Origin of the sequence: Kitasatospora sp. NPDC059577 (assembly GCF_042735475.1) — a bacterium.
Taxonomy (GTDB): domain Bacteria; phylum Actinomycetota; class Actinomycetes; order Streptomycetales; family Streptomycetaceae; genus Kitasatospora.
This window is the reverse complement of sequence record NZ_JBHWBZ010000047.1, coordinates 39,975-56,867: the sequence shown is the minus strand read 5'-3', so window position 1 is coordinate 56,867 and position 16,893 is coordinate 39,975. Positions and strand designations below refer to the sequence as shown.

The following is a 16,893-nucleotide window of genomic DNA, read 5'->3' as shown; positions in this document are numbered from 1 at the left end:
GCCGGCGGGCGCCGGGGCCCCCGCGGCGGCCGGCCCACCGCCGCGTTCACACGGCCTTCCTCGCCCGGCCGCGTCCGCCCGGCCGCCGTCCGGACCGTCGCCGCCGGCCTCCGGCTACTTCCTGGCCTTCCACACCGGGCTGACGCCGATCGCCTTCAGCTGCTCCGGAGTGAGCAGCTCCTTGCCGGCCGGGCCCTGCGAGACCGCCACCTCCATGCCGTCCGGGTGCAGGACGTTCACCATCAGCGGCATCTTCTCCTTGGCGTCCGCACCGCCCTTGGTGAGCACCTTGGTCCCGTCGGGCCCGGCGACCGCGTCCTTGAACGCCCCCGCCCACGAGTTGTCGTCGGACTTCGACCAGTTCTCCACCCGCAGCACCACCGAGCCGGTCTCCTGCCCCCGGGCCAGCTGGAAGGTGGCCAGCAGCGCGCTGCCGGTGCGGCCGGTCACGGTCACCCCCGGGGGCAGCAGCCCGGCCAGGGCGGCCTCCCGGTCCTCCAGCGACAGGCCCGGGTCGACCGCGTCGGTGTCGACGCCGTCGAACTTGACCGCCGCGACGACCCGGTCCCAGGACTTGTCGGTGACGACCGCCTTCAGCTGGTCCAGGGTGAGCGGCGGGTTGGGCCGGCTGTCGGGCGCGCCCTTCTCCCGGGCCGCGTTCCACTCGCTCACCGTGATCTCCCGGCCGTCCGGACCGGACAGCGTGGCGTCCCATTCCTTGGTGTCGGCCCGGTTGTCCGAGTACTCGTACCCCTGCTGGAGCTGGAGCCGGGAGCCGTCCGGCAGGGTGGTGACGGAGCAGGAGTCGATCCGGGCGAGCTTGAGGTCCGTCGGGCAGGTGCGCGGCTGCTCCTGCTTGGGCCGGTGCTTCTGGATGCCGATCTGGACCAGCGACTTGCCCTGGCCGTCGTCGAAGACCAGGTCCGCGCCGACGAAGGTGCCCTTCGACTGCTCGTCGTCGGTGCCGCGCCCCTTGGCCTCGGTGGTCTCGCCCTTGGGCAGCAGGGCCTGGAAGGTCGCCAGCACCTCGTCGCCGGTGACCACGGTCGGGGCCGAGGAGCGCACCGTGGTCGGGGTGGCCGCGGGGCCGCCGCTGCCGGAGGCCGCGCTCACCGTGCCCGTGTCCTTCGCCGCCGGGGATCCGGCCAGGTACACCGCACCGGTGCCCACCAGGGCCAGCGCGGCCGCGCCGCCCACCACGGCGGCGGTCGAACGGCGGCGCCAGCGGCTGCGGCCGCGCCGGTAGCCACCCGCTACCAGGTCGGCCTGCTCGGTGCGAAAGCCTTCACCCGTGCGGGTGAGGGCGTAGAGAAGATCGTCCTCGAACTTGTCCGGTTCGGACATGGGTGTTCACCGTCTCCTTGCGTCACGGGGTGTGGGACGTGCAGGTCGGTTCGGGAGCCGCCGCCGACCTCGGCCGCCGCCCCGGCTCGGCTCGGCGTGCGAGACGGGCGGGACGGGCGGGACGGGCGGGACGGGCGGAACGGGCTTGACGGGCTTGACGGGCGATGTCACCGGGAGGCCTCAACGGGAGGCGAGCTCGCCCAGCGAGTCACCGAGCAGGGTGCGCAGCCGGGCCAGCGCCCGGGTGGTACGGGTCCGGACGGCGCCGGAGGACACCCGCATCACCTCGGCCGTCTCCTCGACGCTGCGGTCCTCCCAGAAGCGCAGCACCAGCACGGCGCGGTCCTTGGGCGGCATCCGGCCGAGCGCGTCGAGCAGGGTCAGCCGCAGGCTGCTGTCGGTGTCCTGCCCCGCCGTCTCCGGGAGGTCGTCGGTCGGGCGCTCACCGCTGGAACGGCGGCGCTTCTGGGCGAGGAAGGTGCGCACCATGACGGTGTGGGTGTAGGCCGCCGGGTTGGCGATCCGCTCCCGTCCGCCGGTGAAGGCGCTGCGCCGCCAGAGCACGTACATCCGGCCGAGGGCCTCCTGCACGAGGTCCTCGGCGTAGTGGGTGTCGCCGCTGGTGAGCAGGCAGGCCGAGCGGTACAGGTGGCCGGTACGCCCGGCGACGAGTTCCAGGAACTCGGCGTCCTTGGCCTCTCGGCCCGCCCCGATCCACCCCATGTGCGCTGCCCCCCGCGGTCCGTCCTCCCCGACACTTCATCGATGCGGTGGGCGGGCGGCGGTGTTACAGCCGTTGCGGAGCGATTTTCGCGACGCCCGGATCGGTCGGCGGCCGGGCTCGGCGGATCGGTCGACGGCCGGGGCTCGGCGGATCGGTCGACGGACCGGCCGGAGCCGTCAGCGGACGTGTCGGCGGACCCGCCGGCGCACCGGCCGGCCGGTCACTCGGCGGACTTGCGCCGGTGGTCGCGCAGCACCACGCCGCCGCCGATCAGCAGGGCGACCAGCAGCGCGCCGACACCGAGGACGTACGTCGCGGTGCGGCCGTCGCGGTCGGCCTGGGTCTCGCCGAGGCCGACCGGCTGCGGCACGATCGGCGCGGAGGCGAGCTGCACCGGGGCGTCCGGGGTGGCGACCGTCGGCGCGACGTCGGGGGCCTTGGTGACGGCCTTGACCGGGTCCACCACGCCCCAGCCGACGAAGACGTCCGGGTCGCGCCGGGTGCGCTGGGCGGTCTGCTCGATCCAGGCCCGCACCTGGGCCGGCTTCCAGTTCGGGTGGGCGCCGACCAGCAGCGCGGCGAGCCCGGAGACGTACGGGGCGGCGAAGCTGGTGCCGTTGTCCACGCACTGGCCGCCCCCGGGCACGGTGGACAGCATGTCGACACCGGGCGCGGCGACCTTCACGAAGGAGCCGTACTGGGAGAACGGGGCGCGCTCGTTGTTGCGGTCGGAGGCGCCGACGGCGAGCACGGTCGGGAAGGCGCCCGGGTAGGTGTCGCCCTCCTTGCCGTCGTTCCCGGTGGAGGCGACCACCACGGCGCCGGCCTGCTCGGCGTCCCCGATCGCGGTCTTGAGTTCCAGGTAGCCGCCGAACCGGGCGTCCCCGGCGCCGCGCACGTCCTGGGAGATGTTGATGACCCTGGCCTTGGCGGCGACCGCCTCGCGGATGGCCCTCACCAGCGTGGACACGTCGCCGTTGCCGTCGCTGTCGTTCTGCCGGATCGAGAGGATCTGGGCGTCGGGGGCCAGGCCGACGAAGCCGGTCCGGTCGCTCCTGCGGGCCGCGATGATGCCGGCCACCTTGGTGCCGTGGCCGACCGGGTCCTCGATGGACTTGCCCGGGATCGGTTCCTTGGTGTCCCGGTTGACCAGCAGGTTGGGACCCTCCTGGACCTTGTCGACCGCCGTCGGGGGGTTCTTGTCGAACGCGGGGTCGGTGGCCGGGACCTGGCCGGCCAGCTGCTGGTTGGTCCGGTCGACCCCGGTGTCGATGACCGCGACCTTCACGCCCTTGCCCGTGGTCCGTCCGCCCTGCCACAGCTCGTCCAGCAGCAGGCGCTGCAGCGACCACGGCACGGTCTGCACGTCGGGCGCGTTCTTGGGGCAGTCGCCCGCGGCGGCCAGTCCGGGCCCCCCGTCGGCGTACGCCGGGGCGGCGAGCGGGCCGCCCAGCACCGCGAGCGCGGCCAGTGCCGCGGCCGTCTTCCGGTACCCGCGTCCGGACACCCTGCCACCCCTCATGTCGTCCACCCCTGCCGCGCGCCGAAGGGCGGGTGCCCGGAGTCCGGGTACCCGCCCCCTGTCGTTCCCGTTCGGGAACGCCCGGTCAGTGCTGCCAGAGCTTGGCGTTGCTGTCCTCGGTGGTCCGGTAGCTCTGCGCGGCGTTCTCCAGCGAGGCGGCGATCTGCATGCAGGCCGTGTGCAGGTCGTTGGCGGACGAGTCCCACTTGGCCTGCTGGATGTTGTAGCCCTCCTGGGCCTTGCCCTGCCAGCTCTGGGCGATACGGGTGACGTCCGTCTTCAGATCGCTGAGCAGCTGCTCGATCCGGCCGGCCGAGGCCTTGACCTCCTCGGCGGCGTTGTGGACGGTCTCGAAGTTGACGAGGATGTGGTCGGACACGTTGTCTCCCTTGACGAGGGTGCGGAGCGGCCCGCGATCAGTGACGGGCACCCCGCCGAGCGGCGGTTCGGAACAGACCGGTGATCAGCGCGGGTACGGCGATCAGCCCTGGGTGTCGGCGAACATCGCCTTCTGCTCTTCCTCGGTGCTCGCGTAGTGCTTGGTGGTCTGCTCGATCGCGTGCTTGATCGCGGCCAGCGCTTCCTTGAGCGACGCGATGTCCCCGTTGACCCGGTTCTGCAGGTTCGTGTAGGCGGTCGCCGCCTGCCCCTGCCAGCCGCCGACGATCCCCGTGACCGTGCCGTTCAGCTTGACCTTCTCCGCCTCGATCCTGCCGATGGCCTGCTCGATCTTGTCGGCGAAAGCCAGCATCTCCTGAGCCGTCATCATGAACTGACCCTGAGCCATGCTCCACCGTCCCCCATGAGACAACATTACGTACACGGAGGGCCGTGGAAGGCCCGCCCGCCACATCACCCGTGTGATGCCCAGCAGCACTGTAGTCGGCACACGCAGCTCACCCAACACCGAACACTGGGTAGTTAGCCAGACCATGACGCTGCGGCCAATTCCGTTGCCGCGCTTGACCGATCAGGCGTTCTGCGGCTGCGCGGCGCTCTTCGCGGTCAGCCGCGGGCCGGCCGGGACCAGGTCCGACCACTCGTGCGGAACCGGCAACGGCTGGATCCCCTGGTAACCCAACCGCGCCTGGTTGCCGCCGGTTTCGTCCTGCTGCGGCCCCGGCTGCTGACCGGACTGCTGGTCCGGCGCCCCCGGGGTCGGGGTGCCCGGCTGCGGGGTCGGCACCTTCGGGGCGCCGCTCCGGCCGGGCTGCGCGCCCGGTGTCGGAGTGGCGCCGCGGCCGCCGTCGGCATTCGCCGGAACGGCGTAGCGCAGACCGGTCTCGGTGATCAGGAAATCGGTACCCGAGCCGCCGGTGGTGTTGTTCAGCGACCGGTAGAACAGGCCGTGACCCGGGGTCACGTAGGCCGCGCCGGCGCCGTTGTTGTACTGCGCGGGGTACGAAGTCCCGGCCCAGACGCTGCGCCTGGGCGTCCGCCCGTCCTCGGCGACGCCGTCGAAGGTGCTGCACACGACCAGGCGCGCGTCCTGCCGGTCCTGCCAGTTGTTCACCGGCGCACCGGACTTCACCGGCCAGTCGGCCGCCGTGCCGGGCAGCGGGGTCTCGCTGCGCAGCGAGGAGTGGTCCAGCGGGGTCATCTCGTCACTGCGCGGGTTCTTGTCCTGGTCGTACTTGTAGAGCATCTGGTTGGCCGGGTTCTGCCGGATCAACTCCGCCTGGAACGGGGTGACCAGGTAGAGCTGGTCCTTGCCGACCACGTAGTGGCGGTCCTGGTAGTGCACCAGCCGGCCGATCCGGCGGTCGGCCGCGTTCCCCAGCGCCACACTGGAGTTGGGGTTCGCGGTGTCGGCCGCACCCTTGATCTCGGGGAAGGTGACCGGGGTGCCGTTCACCAGGGTGTCCAGCCAGTCGCGCTTCACCCGCTGCGGCACCGCGTTGGGCCCGAAGACCGCGGTGATCAGCGCCTTGCGCTCCTTGTCGTCCGACTGCGGCGAGCCGATCTCGTGCTTGCGGCCCTGCGCGTCGACCAGGTAGACCTTCGCGCCCGAGGCCGCCTGCTGACCCGGCGCCGGGGCCGCGGACACCTGCTGCTCGTCCGCCTGCTGCACCAGCATCAGCTGGTCCGGGCCGAGCATCCGGTCCTTGGCCGTCAGCGCCGCCGCGTCCTGGCCGGACGCCACGAACACCGCCTGGTTGACGGTCTCCTGCTTCTCGTCCGAGCCCGGCCGGTCGCAGACCGCCCACTTCATCGACTGGCTCGCGTTGTCCTTGGTCGGCAACTTGTCCGGCGCGTACGGGATGCCGATGGTCGGGCCGTGGTTGGGGTACCGGTCGAGCACCCCGTCGTCGACCACCACGACCTTGGCCTCGGCCGGCAGCACCAGCCGCGCCGAGGACATGTTGAGCACCTGGTGCAGCCGCTTGGTCCTGCCGTCCGGATCGGTCAGCACCACGTACCGGGTCGTCGACTGCTTGCCCTGGATGATGTTCTTGCCGTCGTCCCACTTCAGCGGGGCACTGGGCTTGAACACCCCCCAGAGCCCGAACCCGGCCACGGCCACCGCGCCGACCAGGATGCTCGGCAACACCGCCTTCACCGGACGCGGCGCGTCCTCGTCGCTCCCGCCGCCGGCGGGCAGCAGGAATGCGCCCACCGTTCGCTTGCGGGCGAAGGTGTACGCGTTCAGCTCGTCCCGGCGCGATGCCATCCTCGTCGTCCCCCTGGTCAGACGTTGTCGGACGTTGTCGGACCGACCTGCCCCGTGGTCCACCCGCCGGGCGCGAACCGGTGCGAACCCTCTACGATGCGGCAGCAGACGGTGAGTACGGTACGGGTACGGTCCGCGAACCAGCCAGCCGGGCCGTGACAACGGATCAGAGAGGGCCACCGGGGGATGCCAAGCCAGACCGCTCCAGGACGCCGCCGCACCGCGGGCGGCGGGAGACCGCGCCGGTCCGGCCGGGCGCAGCAGGGCGGTCCGGCTGCCGAGGCGGGACCCGCCCGGTCGCAGCCGGGCCCGGGCGGCGGTGGTTCCGTCCAGGTCCGGGTCAATCCCCGACCGGGCCTGCTCGGCGGCCGGTTGAAGCTCCAGCAGCTCGTCCTGGTCGAGGTCGCGGCGGCGCTGGTCGCGGTCGGCTGGACGATCAGCCGCCCGGTCGCGGCCGGCTTCGGCGCGGTCGCGCTGGTGCTGCTCGTCCTCGCCGCCGTTCCGGTGCGCGGCCGGACCGTCCCGGAGCTGCTGCGGGTGCGATCCGCCCTCAAGTCCCGCCGCAGGCAGGCCCGTACGGTGCTGCCGCCGGCCGGCACCGACCCGGCGCTGGCGCCGGCACTGGAACTCGAACCGGGACTGCGCACCTGCACCCACGCCACCGAGGCCGAGTTCGGCGGCCGCCCGGTGCGCCGGGAGACCGGCATGGTCGGTGACGGCACCTTCCTCAGCTCGGTGCTGCTCGTCCAGGCCAAGGACCAGCCGCTGCGCCCGGTGCGCACCGCGCTGCCGCTGCCGCTGGACGTCGTCTGCTCGGCGCTCACGGTGGACGACATCACGCTGGAGTCGGTGCAACTGGTCCAGCACACCCAGCCCGCCCCGGCCCCGCACCTGCCCGAGCAGTCGCTGGCCGCCCGTGCCTACCGCGAGCTGCCGGACGGCACCTCCACCCCCGGGCTGCGGCTGACCTGGATCGCCCTCAAGCTCGACCCGGAACGCACCGCGACCGCCGTGCGCGCCCGCGGCGGCGGCGAGGAGGGGGCCCGCAAGGCACTGCAGCGGGTCACCGACCAGCTGGCCGGCCGGCTCAACAGCGCCGGCTTCAACGCGACCGTGCTGGACGAGCGGGAGCTGATCGCCGCCCTGTCCATCTCCGCGTGCGCCAACCCGATCGCGGTGGCCGGCCGGCAGGGCACCGGAAGCGGCGGCGGCACCACCCGCCGCACCCAGGAGGGCAACCGGTTCTGGCGGATCGACGACCGCTGGCACACCACCTACTGGATCTCCCGCTGGCCGCAGCTCAGCCGCCCCGGCGGCTCCCCCGGCCGGATCGCCGCGCCGGACCTGGTCAACCTGATCACCGGCTCCCCGGCCCTGGCCAGCACCTTCAGCCTGACCGCGGGGCACGGCACCGGCGGCTCGGTGACCGTCAGCGGACACCTGCGGGTGACCGGACGCAGCGAGAGCGAGGTCGGCCAGGTCGGCCGCCAGGTGGAGACCAGGGCGCAGAGCGCCGGCCTCGGCCTCGTCCGGCTCGACCTGGAGCAGGCCCCCGGCATGCTCGCCACCCTGCCGCTGGGAGGAGCGTCCTGATGGCGTACCAGAGCTACCCGGCCCTCGGCCAGCAGCCCGGCGCCGAGCAGCGCCGGGTCCGGCCGCGGATCCTGCCCGGCTTCGGGCTGCGCGGCCCGCGCCGGGAGAAGCACGTGCTCGAACCGGCCGACCTCGGCGCGCTGGCCTTCCCGGTCGGCGACGACGGCGTGGTCATCGGCGTCGACCCGCAGGGGCTGCCCGCCGTACTCGGCCTCTTCCGCCCCAGCGCGTACGACCTGGTGCTGGTCGGCGGCATGTGGACGGCTCAGGTCATCGCGCTGCGCGCGGCCGCGATCGGCGCCCGGGTCGTGGTGGAGACCGCCCGCGGACAGCTGTGGGGGCCGATGGCGCAGGCCGCCGGCGGCGGCCAGCCGTGCGTGACGGTCCACCAGGTCGGCCGGCTCGGCCCGCAGGGCGCCTCGGTGGCCTCGCCGGTGCTGGTGGTGCGCGACCTCGGTGCCCGTCCGCCGCGCAGCCGGCTCTCCGCCGCGCCCTGGCAGACCACCCTGACGCTGCTGCCGTACCTGGGCCCGAACGCCGCCCGGGTACTCAACGCGGCCGACCTGGTCGGTGTGCAGCGGATCTCCCCGCAGGAGGCGGAACTGACCGGCCGGGTGCTGTCGCTCCCGCCGGAGGACGTGGCCACGCTGCCCACCCTCGGCGACGACCTCACCCTGTGGGCGACGCGGATGCGGCGTCAGTACGTGCGGGCCGTGGCCGGACAGGCCGAGCAGCAGGTGCTCGGGGGTCCGCGCCGGATGGACTGAGCGGCGGCTCGCCGCACCCGGCGGGCCACCGCGGAACCGAAGCCGCCTTCTACGGGGGTTGCCGTACGGCCTAGTCTTTGATGCGGCAACGGCACCGCTGAACAAGCGGCGGCGAACACGAGGGAGCCAGAGTGAGCAGCGATCGGGACGGCGTCTACGTCGGCGACAACGCGGCGGAGGACGACGACGACTGGTCGGACGCGCCTGATTACACTCCCCCGTCCTGGTACGTGCAGACGGAGGCCCCGGCGGCTCCGACGGCCCCGGCCGCCGCTGCCCCGGCCGTCGTGCCCGCGCCCGGCCCGGGGACGGCGGCGCACCCGACCGCCTCGGTGGCGGAACAGGCTCCGGCCGGGGCCCCGGTCCCGGTCCCGCACCAGGCCCAGGCACCGCTGGCCGCGCCGGCTCCGGCCCCGGCCCCGGCTCCGGCTCCCGTGGTGGAGGCCCCGTCGGCCGTGCCGCCCGCCGCCGTGCCGCCCGCCGCCCCGGCGCCCGCACCCGTCGCACCGGTGCCCCCGGCGCCGCCCGTGCAGGCCGAGGCCCGGCACGTCCCGTTCCCGGCGGCCACCCCCGTCCCGGCCCCGGCGCCCGCCCCCGAGCAGCCGCAGGCCGCCGCCCCGGCCTGGCCGACGGCGGAGGCCCTGGCGCAGCAGCCCGCGCCCCAGCCGTACCCGGCACCGGTGGCCCCGGCGCCCGCCGCGACCGCGCAGCCGGCGCAGCCCGTCCCGCCGCAGTCCTACCCGCAGCCCCCTGTGCAGCCGGCCCCGCCGCAGCACGCGCAGCACCCGCAGCCTCCGCTCGGCCCGCAGGACCAGCAGGCCCCCTGGGACCCGCAGGCCGTGTGGGCGACCCAGCAGGCGGCGGCCCCGGCCCAGCAGGCCCCGGCCGTCCAGCAGCAGCCGCTGCCCGCCCCGCAGCCCGGTCCGGTGGACCCGCGCCAGGGCGGCTGGCCGCAGCCCGCCGCGTACCCGCCGCCGGCCCAGTCGCAGGCGGCCCAGCCCCAGCCCGGTCAGTCCCAGCCCGGTCAGCCCGTCCCGCCGCAGCAGGCCCAGCAGCCGGCCTCCGCGCAGCCCTGGCAGCAGCCGCAGGCCCCGCAGCCCGCCGCGTTCCAGCAGGCCGCCGCCCCGCAGCAGACCGCGCACGGCGCACCGCTCGGCTACACCGCCGCCGTCGAGCTGTCCTCGGACCGGCTGCTGCGCAGCCAGCCCAAGCAGCAGCGCCAGCAGCCCCGGTTCCAGTTCGGCGGAAAGGCCGCGGCGGCCGAGAAGTCCCGCAAGCTGGAGATCATCCGCACCCCGGTGATGAGCTGCTACCGGATCGCCGTGATCAGCCTCAAGGGCGGGGTCGGCAAGACCACGACCACCACCGCCCTCGGTGCGACCCTGGCCAGCGAGCGCCAGGACAAGGTGATCGCGATCGATGCCAACCCGGACGCCGGCACCCTGGGCCGCCGGGTGAAGCGCCAGACCGGTGCGACCATCCGCGACCTGGTGACGGCCATCCCGCACCTGCGCAGCTACATGGACATCCGTCAGTTCACCTCGCAGGACCTGAACTCGGGCCTGGAGATCCTGGCGAACGACGTCGACCCGGCGGTCTCCACCACCTTCAACGACTCGGACTACCGCCAGGTCATCGACGTGCTGGGCCGCCAGTACCCGATCATCCTGACCGACTCCGGCACCGGCCTGCTGTACAGCGCGATGCGCGGGGTGCTGGACCTCGCCGACCAGCTGATCATCGTCTCCACCCCCAGCGTGGACGGCGCCTCCAGCGCCTCGACCACCCTGGACTGGCTCTCCGCGCACGGCTACGCGGACCTGGTGCAGCGCAGCATCACGGTGGTCTCCGGGGTGCGCGAGACCAGCAAGATGATCAAGGTCGAGGACATCGTCGCGCACTTCCAGACCCGCTGCCGCGGCGTGGTCGTGGTGCCGTTCGACGAGAGCCTGGCGGCCGGCGCCGAGGTCAACCTCGACATGATGCGGCCCAAGGTCCGCGAGGCCTACTTCGAGCTGGCCACCCTGGTCGGCGAGGACATCGTGCGCGCCCAGCAGGCCGCCGCCCAGCAGTCCGCCTGGCAGCAGCCGCAGGCCCCGCAGCCGCAGCCCCACCAGGGCCAGGCCGCACCGGCCCCGCAGCCCGCCCCCGGTGCGCCGTGGGCACCGCAGCCCGGCCAGGCACCGCCGCCCCCGCCCGGGTACGGCTACCCGCAGCAGCCGCAGCCCTGGCCGCCGCAGCAGGGCGCCCCGCAGCCGGGCCCCGGCTACGGCTACCCGTCGGGCCAGCCGCCGGTGCCCGCCCCGCCCGCCGAGCCGGACGGCTACCAGCCCCCGCCGCCGGGCTACGGCTACCCGCCGCAGGCACCCCAGCAGTGACGACACGGGAAGGGCCCGCCGATACGGCGGGCCCTTCCGGCGTCCGTGGGGATCAGGCCCCGTCGGTCAGCTCGCGGGCGCGCTTGACGTCGTCGGCCATCCGGTCGAGCAGCGCCTCGATGGAGTCGAACTTCTCCATCCCGCGCAGGTAGGCCAGGAAGTCCACCGCGACGTGCAGCCCGTACAGGTCCAGGCCGACCCGGTCGATGGCGTACGCCTCGACGGTGCGGGCGGTGCCGTCGAAGGTCGGGTTGGTGCCGACCGAGATCGCCGCCGGCATCCGCTCGCCGTCGGCGGTCAGCCAGCCCGCGTACACGCCGTCGGCCGGGATCGCGCTGTGCGGCACGGTCTCGACGTTGGCGGTCGGGAAGCCCAGCTCGCGGCCGCGCTGCGCGCCGCGCACCACCTCGCCCTCGACCCGGTGCGGGCGGCCCAGCACCTCGCCCGCCCCGGCCATGTCCCCGGACTCGACCAGCCGGCGGGTCAGGCTGGACGAGAACGGCTCGCCGTCCCCGGCCGCGCCGCACACCTGCAGGTCGACCACCTCGACCTCGAAGTCGTCCGCCCCGCCCAGCTCGGTGAGCAGCGCGACGTCCCCGGCGGCCCGGTGCCCGAAGCGGAAGTTGGGGCCCTCGATGACGACCCGCGCGCGCAGCGCGTCAACCAGGACCTGCCGGACGAAGGTCTCCGGGGACTCTTTCGAGAACTCGGTGGTGAACGGCAGCACCAGTACCGCGTCCACGCCGAGCTCCGCGATCAGCTCGGCCCGCCGCGGGTGCGGCGCGAGCAGCGGCGGGTGGCTGCCCGGGCGGATCACCTCGCGCGGGTGCGGGTCGAAGGTCACCACGACCGCGGAGAGGCCGAGTTCGCGGGCGCGCTCGACCGCCTGCCCGATGATCAGCTGATGCCCGCGGTGCACCCCGTCGAACGAGCCGATGGTGACGACGCTGCGTCCCCAGTCACCGGGGATCTCCTCCAGGCCACGCCAGCGCTGCACCTGACCGCTCCTTGTTCCGTACGGCGCGTACCCTCTGTACGCTCAAACGCTCAAAACCCGAACCCCTATAGCGTGCCATGCGCCTGCCCCGGCTCAGGCACCGGAATGCGGGTTGAGCGCACCGGCGGCCGCTCGGCCCGCTCGGACGCGGTCCGCTCGGCCTCGGCGGCGGCGTACTGCGGATCCCGCCCGGCCGCCGCCAGGGCCCGCATCCGGGCCAGCCGGGGACCGTCCGGCGCGGCCGGGGCGGCGTCCCGCGGCCACCGGACGAGCAGCCGGGCGAAGGCCGCGGAGCGTCCGGCGCAGCGCACCAGCAGGTCGTCGGCGCCCGGCAGCCCGGGCGTCGTCCTGGCCAGCACCGCGCGGGCCCGGGCGGGATTCTCGGCGGCGCAGTGCTCGGCCAGCCGCTCCACGACGGCGGTCAGCACCGCCGGATCGGTCTCGGTGGCGAGCAGGACGTCCAGCAGCTCGCAGCGCAGCGCGTCCGCCGCCGGGTCGGGCACCGGGACGGACAGCGCCTCGGCGAACGGCCGCCGCACCGCCGCCGTACGGACGGCCAGCGCGACCCCGAGCAGCCCCCGCAGCTCCAGCCGGTCGGCCGGGCCGGCGGCCGCGGCCCGCGCCAGGCGGCGGCCGAGGTAGTCGACCGCGACCGGACCGGCCGCCGCCGGGTGCGCCCGCAGCAGCCGGGCGGCCAGTTCGGCACCCCGCCGGACGGCCGCCGGGGCGGTGGCGTCGGCGAGCACCCGCAGCGTCTCGGCGGTGGCCGCCCCGGGCGCCGCCAGCCGGTCGGCGAGCGCGGCCAGGACGGGCTCAGGGTCACTCTCCAGCGCCGGGGCGAGCGCGCTCGGGCCGAGGAACGCGTCACCGCCGGCCCGGTACAGGGCGAGCGCGGCCGGAAGGTGCTCGGCCCGGGTCCGCGGGTCGGCGACCAGCAGGGCCAGCGCCGCGCCGTGCAGGCCGGGCTCGTCCTCGCGGGCGAGCAGGGTCAGCGCGGTGAAGCGCAGCAGGTCGGCCCCGGCGCCGGTCGCGTACGGGGCGGTCCGCAGCGCGTGCGCGGCGGCCGCGACGTGCCGCTCGGGCCGCCGGTCGTGGCTCCAGCGGTCCACCGCGCGGCAGAGCGCGGACGGCTCCTCGACGGCGAGCACCGTGAGCAGCGCGTCGGCCCTCGGGTGTGCGGCGTCGGCCAGCGCGTCCGCCAACTCGTCGAGGGCGAGCCACCGGTGGGCGCGCAGCAGGTCGTGCGCGAGGTCGGCGACGGTGCGGCAGCCGCCGGGGCCGGGGCGGCCCGGCAGGCCGCGTGGGTCGTCGAACCAGGCGCAGAGCAGCGGGAACACGGCAACCGGATCGCTGCGCAGCCGTTCGACCACCGCGGCGAGGAAGCGCCGGCCGGGGCCGTCGGCGGTCACCAGGCGGCGCAGCAGGGCGAGTTCGTCCTCGATCGGCAGGCCGAGGCCGGTCCAGAACGCCGGTCCGAAACGTTCGAGCCCGGTGCCCGGGAGCACCGCCTCCCCGTCGGCCGCACCGCCCTGCGCCGCGGCCCGTTCGGCGATCCGAGCGGCCAACTGGTGCAGCAGTGCCCGGTGTTCGACCGGGTCGGGGCTGGCGGCCAGCCCCACGGTGAGCAGCCGGCCCGCCCACCAGGAGGGTTCGCTGCCGGGCGGACGCAGGTCCAGCGCTCGCCAGATCCGGTGCAGCCACGGGTCGAGGGCGGGCGCTCCCCAGGTCTCGGCCACCCGGCGCAGCGCGGCGGCGACCGGGCCGATCCGGTGCCGGGGGACGGGTTTCGCCCCGCCGGAACGGCCGGGCCCGGCCGGTGCGTCCACGGGCCCGGGGGGCGTGTCCGCGGCCTCCCCGAGCAGCAGCCGCAGCGCCGCGTCCAGGTCCAGGTGCAGGCCCTGCAGCCAGTCGGCGAACTCCCCGTGGGCGAAGCGGTACCCGGGCCCGGCGGGGACGAACAGGCCCTCGGCGAGCACCGCCCCGGCCCAGCCTCCGTCGACCGGGAACAGCTCCTCGAAGGCGGCCCGGTCCAGCCCGCCCGGCTCGCTGCCGAGCATCCGCCGCGCCGCCTCGTGGACCCGGCCGGCCACCGCCGCCGCCAGGCGGCGCACCCGCCGCCGGCGCGGTCCCCCGGGCCGGGCGGTGCCCCGGCGGTGCGCGCCCGGGCGACGCGGCCGGTCGTCCTCGGTCAGCCGCTGGGCCACGCGCAGGCAGCGCAGGTCCAGGAAGGCGCCGAACAGCTCGCCGCGCCGCACCGGCCCGTCGCGCAGCCCCTCGGCCCACAGCTCCCCGGCCAGCCGTACGGCCAGCGGGTGCCGGGCGTCCTCGGCGGCGGCCGGGTGGCCGGGCGGCAGCCCGTACCGGCGGCGCGCCCGTTCCGCGGCCTCGGCCGGCAGCGGGCCGAGCCGGTGCCCGGCCAGGCTCGGCCCGTCCGGGCCGCGGCCGTCCATCCGGACGGTCGGGGCGCTGCTCAGGTCGCCGTCCGGGTGCGGCTGCTCGGGGCGGCCCGCACCCGCGGTGCCGTTCCCCCAGGTCTCGGTCGGCAGCCGCTCCCAGAGTTCCTCGCCGCAGGCGGTCAGCAGCCTCGCCCCGCAGCCGGTCAGCCACTGCCCGGCGCCGCGCAGCCAGTGCGCGTCCAGCCGTGCCGGGGCCTCCTCCGGGCCGTCCAGGACGACCAGCAGCGGCCGCCCCGCGGCCGCGCACAGCGCCGCCACCGGCTCCGGCGCGGGCGCCGGCGTGCCCAGCTCGGCCGCCGCCGCGGCCAGCGCCCGCTCCACCGGTTCGGCGAGCGAGCGGTCCCCGGCGCGCAGGTCGGCGCCGCGCAGCCAGAGGGTGGGCTGCGGGTGGGCGCCGCCGGAGCGGCGCACGGCCAGTGCCGCCAGTTCGGTGGAGCGGCCGCTGCCGGGGGCACCGACCAGCGCGGTGACGGTCGCGGCCGGGTCGTCCCCGGTCAGCCCGTCCGGCCGGTCCACCCGGTCGGCGGCCAGCCCGGCCACCCGTCCCGGTCCGGCCCCGGCGGCCGCCAGCTGGGCCGCGGTCAGTCGCAGCACCCCGGCCAGGTTGAGCGCCGGCCCGTACGCGGGCACGGCCGCCGCGTTGCGGGCCAGCAGCCCGGCCAGCGCCTCGGCGACCTCCACCCGGCCTCCGCCGACCCCCACGGCCGGCAGCGCCCCGCCGTGCCGTGGCCCCCGGACGGCGGGGGTGGCCAGCGCGACCACCGCACCGCTGCGGGCGTCCAGCACCGGCGAGCCGGCCGGCACCGTGACGCCGCCGACCACCGGCACGTCCAGCAGCAGCACCCCGCCCAGCCGGTGTCCGCCGTACCCGGCGCCGGTGACCCCGAGCAGTCCGCAGCGCAGCGCGACGGCCCGGCCGTCCTCCCCGGCCAGCGCGGGCAGCAGCACCTCGTGTCCGCCCCCGACGGCGGTCACCGGCAGCGGCGGCACGGGCAGTCCGCCGACCGCGTCGGTGCGCAGCAGCGCCAGCCCGTGCTCGGGCAGTGCCAGGACGGCGTCCGGGCCGAGCACCCGGGTCTGCCCACCGGGGGTGTGCAGGACGACCCGGTCCAGTCCGGCCACGCTCTCGTGGGCGGTGAGCACCACCCCGCCCTGCGGGTCGGCGACGAACCCTAAGCCGTGCAGCCGCCCGTTGAGATCGCGGATCCGCAGCAGGTACCGCTCCGGATCGCCCTCCGGAAACCCCGACATGACTGCCCCCTCGACCGTCGCCCGCTCACCGTCGGGAGCCTGCCCGCCGGGGCGGCGCCCCGACCGCGCCCACGCCGCTCACCACGGGCGTTCGCCTCGTGCGCTCCCTCGTGCGGGTGATCCCCCGCTGCTCGGGTGAAGCGGCCCCGGGAACGGCGGAACCCCCGTCGGGATTCCCGACGGGGGTTCCGGGCAGCCGTGGGAGGCCCGGCGGTGGGAGCCGTCAGCCGACGAAGACCGCGACCGGCTTCGCCTGCCCGGCCTTCTCCTCGACCAGGGCGAGGAAGCGCCCGTCCGGTCCGAAGACCGCGATCGGCCCGTCGACGCCCAGCCCGGGCGCCTTGAGCCGGGAGCCGTGCGACAGCTTCTGCGCCGAGGCCTCGTCCAGGTCCCAGCGCGGGAAGGCGGCCGCCGCGGCCTCCGCGATCGGCAGCACCTGCAGCCCTTCGGCGGGCTCGCCGGTGACCGCCGCCTCCAGCTGCTCCAGGGTGTGCGCCGACTCCACCGAGTACGGCCCGACCTTGGTGCGCCGCAGCGCGGTCAGGTGCCCGCCGACGCCCAGCCCGGCGCCCAGGTCGCGGGCCAGCGCCCGGATGTAGGTGCCGGAGGAGCACTCGACGGTCACGTCCAGGTCGATCACCGGCGTGCCGTCCTCGGCGACCGCCGCGCGCTGCGCGTGCACCGTGAAGGAGTGGATGGTGGTCGGCCGCGCCGCGAGCTCGAAGTCCTCGCCCTCGCGCACCCGCGCGTACGAGCGCTTGCCGTCGATCTTGATCGCGCTGACCTTGGACGGCACCTGCATGATCTCGCCGGTGAGCGCCGCGATCCCGGCGTCGATCGCCTCCCGGGTGACGGCGTCGGCCGGGGTCGAGGCGGTGACCTCGCCCTCCCGGTCGTCGGTGACGGTGGTCTGGCCGAGCCGGACGGTCGCCTCGTACGTCTTGGCGGTGAGCATCAGGTGGCCGAGCAGCCGGGTGGCCCGCTCGATCCCGATCACCAGCACGCCGGTGGCCATCGGGTCGAGCGTGCCGGCGTGCCCGACCTTCCGGGTCCCGGCCAGCCACCGCAGTTTGGCGACGACCCCGTGGGAGGTGATGCCCTCGGGCTTGTCGACGATCACCAGGCCGTCGGGGCCGGTGCCTTTGCGCTTCATCGGGTTCTTTCTCTGAAGACGTCGAATGACGTCGGAA

General features: G+C 75.5%; 12 protein-coding genes. 3 read left to right on the top strand and 9 right to left on the bottom strand.

Annotation, left to right across the window (positions count from 1 at the left end):
- Window positions 1–114 precede the first annotated feature (114 nt).
- The 6 genes from ACFV0O_RS29195 to eccB all read right to left on the bottom strand — a co-directional run bounded on the left by ACFV0O_RS29195 (window position 115) and on the right by eccB (window position 6,261).
- Window positions 115–1,344: a hypothetical protein gene (locus tag ACFV0O_RS29195; RefSeq protein ID WP_380346643.1), complete on the bottom strand. Its 1,230-nt coding sequence runs from the start codon at window positions 1,342–1,344 to the stop codon at window positions 115–117.
- A gap of 180 nt (window positions 1,345–1,524) precedes the next feature.
- A complete protein-coding gene (locus ACFV0O_RS29190; RefSeq protein ID WP_380346642.1) occupies window positions 1,525–2,067 on the bottom strand; it encodes a SigE family RNA polymerase sigma factor in 543 nt (180 codons plus the stop codon).
- 221 nt (window positions 2,068–2,288) lie between these two features.
- Window positions 2,289–3,575: a S8 family serine peptidase gene (locus ACFV0O_RS29185; protein WP_380346641.1), complete on the bottom strand. Its 1,287-nt coding sequence runs from the start codon at window positions 3,573–3,575 to the stop codon at window positions 2,289–2,291.
- 100 nt (window positions 3,576–3,675) lie between these two features.
- Entirely contained in the window at window positions 3,676–3,969 is a 294-nt protein-coding gene (locus ACFV0O_RS29180) for a WXG100 family type VII secretion target (protein WP_360263274.1), read from the bottom strand.
- Between the two features lie 102 nt (window positions 3,970–4,071).
- Window positions 4,072–4,377 (bottom strand): WXG100 family type VII secretion target, encoded by a 306-nt coding sequence (locus ACFV0O_RS29175; protein ID WP_380346640.1) that lies wholly within the window; start codon window positions 4,375–4,377, stop codon window positions 4,072–4,074.
- Window positions 4,378–4,560: 183 nt separating this feature from the next.
- Window positions 4,561–6,261 carry a type VII secretion protein EccB gene (gene eccB, locus ACFV0O_RS29170; RefSeq protein WP_380346639.1) on the bottom strand — a complete coding sequence of 567 codons (1,701 nt, stop codon included), beginning with the start codon at window positions 6,259–6,261 and terminating at the stop codon, window positions 4,561–4,563.
- A 372-nt stretch (window positions 6,262–6,633) separates the two neighbouring features.
- Here eccB and eccE point away from each other — a divergent pair, with 372 nt between their 5' ends.
- The 3 genes from eccE to ACFV0O_RS29155 all read left to right on the top strand — a co-directional run bounded on the left by eccE (window position 6,634) and on the right by ACFV0O_RS29155 (window position 10,999).
- Window positions 6,634–7,854 (top strand): type VII secretion protein EccE, encoded by a 1,221-nt coding sequence (gene eccE, locus ACFV0O_RS29165; protein WP_380346638.1) that lies wholly within the window; start codon window positions 6,634–6,636, stop codon window positions 7,852–7,854.
- Window positions 7,854–8,621 (top strand): hypothetical protein, encoded by a 768-nt coding sequence (locus tag ACFV0O_RS29160; RefSeq protein ID WP_360263285.1) that lies wholly within the window; start codon window positions 7,854–7,856, stop codon window positions 8,619–8,621. Before eccE ends, ACFV0O_RS29160 begins: the two co-directional genes overlap by 1 nt.
- A 131-nt stretch (window positions 8,622–8,752) precedes the next feature.
- Window positions 8,753–10,999: a MinD/ParA family protein gene (locus ACFV0O_RS29155; protein ID WP_380346637.1), complete on the top strand. Its 2,247-nt coding sequence runs from the start codon at window positions 8,753–8,755 to the stop codon at window positions 10,997–10,999.
- Window positions 11,000–11,051: 52 nt separating this feature from the next.
- Here the strand turns inward: ACFV0O_RS29155 and ACFV0O_RS29150 are convergent, their stop codons facing one another.
- The 3 genes from ACFV0O_RS29150 to truB form a co-directional block, all read right to left on the bottom strand.
- Window positions 11,052–11,996: a bifunctional riboflavin kinase/FAD synthetase gene (locus tag ACFV0O_RS29150; protein ID WP_380346636.1), complete on the bottom strand. Its 945-nt coding sequence runs from the start codon at window positions 11,994–11,996 to the stop codon at window positions 11,052–11,054.
- 65 nt (window positions 11,997–12,061) lie between these two features.
- Entirely contained in the window at window positions 12,062–15,703 is a 3,642-nt protein-coding gene (locus tag ACFV0O_RS29145; protein WP_380346635.1) for a serine protease, read from the bottom strand.
- Window positions 15,704–15,926: 223 nt separating this feature from the next.
- Window positions 15,927–16,856 (bottom strand): tRNA pseudouridine(55) synthase TruB, encoded by a 930-nt coding sequence (truB, locus tag ACFV0O_RS29140; protein ID WP_380346634.1) that lies wholly within the window; start codon window positions 16,854–16,856, stop codon window positions 15,927–15,929.
- Window positions 16,857–16,893: the final 37 nt, after the last annotated feature.

Coding starts and splice junctions, on each gene's coding strand:
- ACFV0O_RS29175 (WP_380346640.1), bottom strand. CDS start 4,377: ATGGCTCAGGGTCAGTTCATGATGACGGCTCAGGAGATGCTGGCTTTC.
- ACFV0O_RS29190 (WP_380346642.1), bottom strand. CDS start 2,067: ATGGGGTGGATCGGGGCGGGCCGAGAGGCCAAGGACGCCGAGTTCCTG.
- truB (WP_380346634.1), bottom strand. CDS start 16,856: ATGAAGCGCAAAGGCACCGGCCCCGACGGCCTGGTGATCGTCGACAAG.
- ACFV0O_RS29195 (WP_380346643.1), bottom strand. CDS start 1,344: ATGTCCGAACCGGACAAGTTCGAGGACGATCTTCTCTACGCCCTCACC.
- ACFV0O_RS29160 (WP_360263285.1), top strand. CDS start 7,854: ATGGCGTACCAGAGCTACCCGGCCCTCGGCCAGCAGCCCGGCGCCGAG.
- eccB (WP_380346639.1), bottom strand. CDS start 6,261: ATGGCATCGCGCCGGGACGAGCTGAACGCGTACACCTTCGCCCGCAAG.
- ACFV0O_RS29145 (WP_380346635.1), bottom strand. CDS start 15,703: ATGTCGGGGTTTCCGGAGGGCGATCCGGAGCGGTACCTGCTGCGGATC.